Source organism: Leucobacter sp. wl10 (genome assembly GCF_003569785.1).
Lineage (GTDB): Bacteria > Actinomycetota > Actinomycetes > Actinomycetales > Microbacteriaceae > Leucobacter.
In genome coordinates, this window is record NZ_KZ984026.1 from 1 (window position 1) to 2,235 (window position 2,235).

Genomic DNA, 2,235 nt, shown 5'->3' on the forward strand with positions numbered 1-2,235 from the left:
ACTCATGAAAACCGCCGGACCCCACACACCGTTCACCGGACAGACCCCGGTTTCGCTCGTGATCGGCGTCGTCAAGAAGTCATCCAGGATGAGTACATCGCAGGAATGAAGGTGCTCAAGGAACTTCAGCCTGGCGGGATCTTGATGCTGGTAGACGGCGAGCTGGTTCGCGAGGTCATCGAGGCGATAGTAGGCGGCCGTGTAGTCGCGCCGGCAGGCCGCGTTCACCAGTGCTTGCGCGAGATACGACTTTCCCACGCTCGATGAGCCAAGAATGAGGAGGTTTGTGGTCTGCTCGACCCAACGACAGGCTGCGAGTCTCGCGACCACGTCTCGATTCAGGGTGCGCCCGTCGAGGGAGTGGACATCTTCGACGCAGGCGGCAGGGTTTGGGGCGCGGGACGCTTTCAAGAGTTTCAACATGCGCCGCTCGCCCCGAGCCTGGGCCTCTTTCTCGAGCGCGTGCCGGATCTTCTGCGAGAACGACCAGGTATCGCAGGCGGGGTCGTTCGCGATCTCGATCACGGCCTCTCCGAACGCGGTCATGCGGAGCTTTGTGAACAGGGGCATGTCGTCGAGGGTGAGGTGCTGCTCGATCATCACGCCTCCTTCGTTCCGCGGCGGGTGAGGGCGTCGAGGCTGAATGCTTCCGCACCCGCGAGATACGCGCCACTCGTGTCCCGGCCGGCTGGCCGCTGTGATGACGGTGATGGTGATCGCCGTTCGGCCCCGGGAATACTGCGGGGACGTTCATCATGCTCAGCCCGAACAGCGGTGAGGGCATGTTTCACTGCCGTATAGGTGATCTGCCGATGCTCGTCGGCGATCACGCGCTGGCAGGCCTGCTCAAGAAGGAGCCGGTTCCCGTTCTTCGCAAGGTCGAGGATATTCAGGCACGATCGGAACCCTTGCGCTTCGATCTTGCGGCCGTCGAGGAGCCGCTCGACCGCGGTCACCGTGCCAGGGCCGATCTTCGCGGCCTGTCTCGTGAAGTAGGCGCGCGTCCAGAGCCCAGTCGTGTCGGTGAGATACGCGGGCGCATGCTCGGGGTTTGTGACGTACCCGTTCCGGCGCCCGCTCACCTGATGCTTCGCGACGACTTCGCCGGCTGCGAGGACATCGAGCCCGCTGCCGATGATGCGCACATCGACCGTGAGGCCGGCGAAGTCGTACGGGACAGAATATTTGATGGTGTCGATCTGGATATGCCAATCACGGTGAACTTTCGCTTTGCGCCACACCACCGGCTCCCACCTCCGCGCCGGGAGATCGAGGAGCTCTGATTGTTCGAGTTCCTGAAACCATGCTCTTCGGCTGCGCTGCTCGCCCCGGAACGGGGTGCGCTCGTTGATCGTGTCGACCTGCTGCGCGATCGCGGCGTTGAGGTCATCAAGTGAGACGAACACTCGATCGGCGAGGTAGTGGATGACCCAGTTCGTGACGGTCTTCACCCCAGCCTCGACATTGCCCTTGTCGCGGGGCCGATACGCTCGGGCAGGGACCGCGGCGCTCTGGTAGTACTCGAGGAACTCGGCATAGGCCGGGTTCACATCCCGGGCCCGCGATGTGCTCGAGATCTGGTTCGACGCCGTCGACGCGTTATCGGGCACCACGACCAAGGGCACGCCGCCGAGGTATTCGAACGCGCGTCGGTGACAATCCAGCCAGGCCGGCATCTTCTCATCGAGCGTTCCATAAGCGAACACGAGCCCCGAGTACGGCAGCGTCGCGACGAATACCGACACCCTGGTGTGCTGGCGCGTGATCGGGTCGGCGAGCTGCATCGGGGTGCCAGCCCAGTCGACTTGCAGCGTGTGCCCCGGAGCGTGGGTGATCGGCGCGGTCAGATCATGCGTGCGGACGTGCTCGGCAACGAGTTCGCAGAACCGGTCGTAGCCATAGAACTTCGCATGCGGCGACGCTTCAGTATTAAGATAGCGAGACCAGAGAACTTTCAAGGGTGGCTTCTTGCGCCCGACGCGTGCCGCGACAATCTTGTCGATATCGACGAGCACGAACTCGCTCGTGACACTACGGCGCCCGTCTGAGAAGAGCCGGTCGAGGTCTTCGCTGCTGAGCGCGTCAAGCTGTTCGGGCGTGGTGACGCTTTCTGCATCCAGTACTCGGCGGGCTTTCGCGATCGCTCGATGTGAGCACTTCGCCCGCGCCTCGATCTGCCGGTAAGGTACTGCTGGTGAACCGCCGGGGGTTTGGTGCCGCTGTTATGCGGGGCAC

General features: G+C 63.2%; 2 protein-coding genes. Both read right to left on the bottom strand.

Annotated features, from left to right (window positions below):
• The coding region (locus tag D1J51_RS17590) for an ATP-binding protein (protein ID WP_162903929.1) at positions 1 to 600 on the bottom strand (600 nt) is incomplete at its 3' end.
• Positions 600 to 2,174: an IS21 family transposase gene (gene istA / locus D1J51_RS17595; RefSeq protein ID WP_119077297.1), complete on the bottom strand. Its 1,575-nt coding sequence runs from the start codon at positions 2,172 to 2,174 to the stop codon at positions 600 to 602. The genes istA and D1J51_RS17590, both read right to left, overlap by 1 nt.
• Positions 2,175 to 2,235 lie beyond the last annotated feature (61 nt).